Source organism: Klebsiella sp. 18074 (assembly GCF_902705905.1).
Lineage (GTDB): Bacteria > Pseudomonadota > Gammaproteobacteria > Enterobacterales > Enterobacteriaceae > Klebsiella > Klebsiella terrigena.
Genome location: NZ_CACSIS010000076.1, coordinates 1 through 1,930, shown reverse-complemented (window position 1 = coordinate 1,930; position 1,930 = coordinate 1). Strand labels below are relative to the sequence as shown.

Here is a 1,930-nt window from a genome sequence, read left to right as displayed (position 1 = left end):
TGCCGAGCATGATATCTTTACCGGTGTGGCCATAGCAGACAGTCCAGACACCCACCACGTCCTGATAAGGGTTGTATCTCACACCCTCCAGACCATCGTTACCGGTCGGCCCAGTGATGAGTGCTGATGCAATGGCAATTGCTCCACCGCCAACGGCAGCAATAACGCTATTCCTCAGCTTTGGTGACATAGCCATTCAGCCGATCCTCCCGCTCTTTACGCCGGTAATACCAGTTCACTCCGCAGGTAATAACAGTGCACGCTATACCGACAACGATCGCCCAGTCACTCAGGCTCATACCCGCCACTTTGTCGGCCAAAATCCATACCTCTGTTTTTGCCACGTCGGCATAAGCCTTTGCTGAGACACCGCAGCCCGTCAGTGCGGTCCCGGTGCCGTATGAAAGTCTGCTGTAAATGGTGCTCATTTTTGTCATAGCCTCACCTCCGTTGATGACGGATGGCGCTGTGTGTTTGAAAGGGGTCAGGCCCGTCAGGCTGGATTTATCAACAAAGCGTCAAGGATGATTCCTGCGGGACCTGATAATAAAAAAGCCAGCGCTAAGGCTGGCAATAAGCAATGAGGGTATAGCAATGCGGCTCTATGGCCGAAGGTACCCTGGCTGGGTTATGGTGCCGGTCAAAGGAATCGAACCTCTGACGCGCAGCTTACAAGGCTGCCGTTCTGCCACTGAACTAGACCGGCGAATCTGGCGGGACGACGTGGAATCGAACCACGATAAGCAGGTTAACAGCCTGCCGTAATGACCTTTATACGATCGACCCTCAATCTGGTTCAGGGCTCTGCGCGGAAGGGCTTTGACGTGTCGTGCAGCACGTCTCTACCCAAGAGCCCTGACCGGATTGCAGCCAATAAAAAAGCCCCGCATGATGGCGAGGCTTTGGTGTCCTGATAGGTCAAACGTAAATACGGCAACCTACACTAAATATATTGCTCATTTGTTCATTAGAATGCAAGCACGTTATGAGTATTTTTTGCAATTTTCCTCACATTTTCGCGATCGTTGAATGCATTTTGCAGTGGTTGATACAGGCAAAACAGTGCCGCATTGATAACCTGCTTAACTTCCCGCCGTATGGTTGAAATGCTTGGGTGCTTATACTGATTGCCAGCGCGCGTCTTCATCAGGCGAGGACCACTCACAGCATGCTGCCATGAGGCGATCTGTATCTCACTCGTGTTGCAGACGTAATAAGTGAAGATCACCTTCCAAGCATTCTCATCTACGTTTTTCAGGTAATGCCGGATAACGGCGTCAATAATCATCCCGTCATCGTCGCTGCATACTGGCCGGGACGATGACTGTGGCTCAACGGTCGCCATAAATTTGGCAATCATGTTTATCATTGCCTTGTCTATCTTTCCTGTCTGGCACCATGAACCCCAAAGCTGAAGCCACTGATCGATCCACTGGTGCTGTTCGTTGGTCAATTCCAGTTTCATGCTTTCTCTCCCAGGGTCTGATAGATGCGGATGTAATTTCTGAGGATGCGATAGTCGGTCATCACTGTGTTGCGGTGCCGGCAGAGGCGGAGCTTTTGCCAGCGCTCACGGATGCGCTCTATGGCGAGCTGATTCATGCTGCCTCCCGTTGTTTTACGAGCGCACGCCGTAACGCGCTGTAATGGCGTCTGATGCCTTCCAGCTCTTCGATGGTGTATCGGTGAGGGGTATTGTTGTTTTCGAGCGCCTCGACGCGCTCAACGCCGATCCTGGGTATCAGGTTGATGCGGTATTGCTGCTGATTGCCGGACAGTTGAACATTGCAGTGGTGGCACTGCTTATTGATATTGTCCTCGTTGTAGCGCAGGTGGGATGCTTTCCCGCGGGAGCGGTAATGCCCGGCCTCCCACTGAACTGTTTCCCATGTGCCGCAGCTGATGCACGGCAGGTTATGGTCACGTTCGC

General features: G+C 52.3%; 4 protein-coding genes, 2 tRNA genes and 1 pseudogene. All 7 read right to left on the bottom strand.

The window, feature by feature from the left end; translation table 11 throughout:
- Nucleotides 1-196: pseudogene (locus GVK32_RS29005) on the bottom strand (lysozyme); the annotation flags it as partial.
- A complete protein-coding gene (locus tag GVK32_RS28530; RefSeq protein WP_032688543.1) occupies nucleotides 168-437 on the bottom strand; it encodes a phage holin in 270 nt (89 codons plus the stop codon). The pseudogene GVK32_RS29005 and the gene GVK32_RS28530, both read right to left, overlap by 29 nt.
- Nucleotides 438-631: 194 nt before the next feature.
- Nucleotides 632-706 (bottom strand) — tRNA-Thr (locus GVK32_RS28525).
- A gap of 5 nt (nucleotides 707-711) precedes the next feature.
- Nucleotides 712-786: transfer RNA gene (locus GVK32_RS28520), tRNA-Asn, on the bottom strand.
- 181 nt (nucleotides 787-967) lie between these two features.
- The gene (locus GVK32_RS28515) at nucleotides 968-1,465 is read right to left on the bottom strand and encodes an antiterminator Q family protein (RefSeq protein ID WP_159874208.1); all 498 of its coding nucleotides are present in this window, start codon (nucleotides 1,463-1,465) and stop codon (nucleotides 968-970) included.
- Nucleotides 1,462-1,602: a YlcG family protein gene (locus GVK32_RS28510; protein WP_159874206.1), complete on the bottom strand. Its 141-nt coding sequence runs from the start codon at nucleotides 1,600-1,602 to the stop codon at nucleotides 1,462-1,464. Before GVK32_RS28510 ends, GVK32_RS28515 begins: the two co-directional genes overlap by 4 nt.
- Nucleotides 1,599-1,930: recombination protein NinG (locus tag GVK32_RS28505; RefSeq protein WP_159874204.1), on the bottom strand; the 332-nt coding region annotated here is incomplete at its 5' end. The genes GVK32_RS28510 and GVK32_RS28505, both read right to left, overlap by 4 nt.

Excerpts from the sequence above, each read along its gene's own strand:
- GVK32_RS28530 (WP_032688543.1), bottom strand. The coding sequence starts at position 437 with ATGACAAAAATGAGCACCATTTACAGCAGACTTTCATACGGCACCGGG.
- GVK32_RS28515 (WP_159874208.1), bottom strand. The coding sequence starts at position 1,465 with ATGAAACTGGAATTGACCAACGAACAGCACCAGTGGATCGATCAGTGG.
- GVK32_RS28510 (WP_159874206.1), bottom strand. The coding sequence starts at position 1,602 with ATGAATCAGCTCGCCATAGAGCGCATCCGTGAGCGCTGGCAAAAGCTC.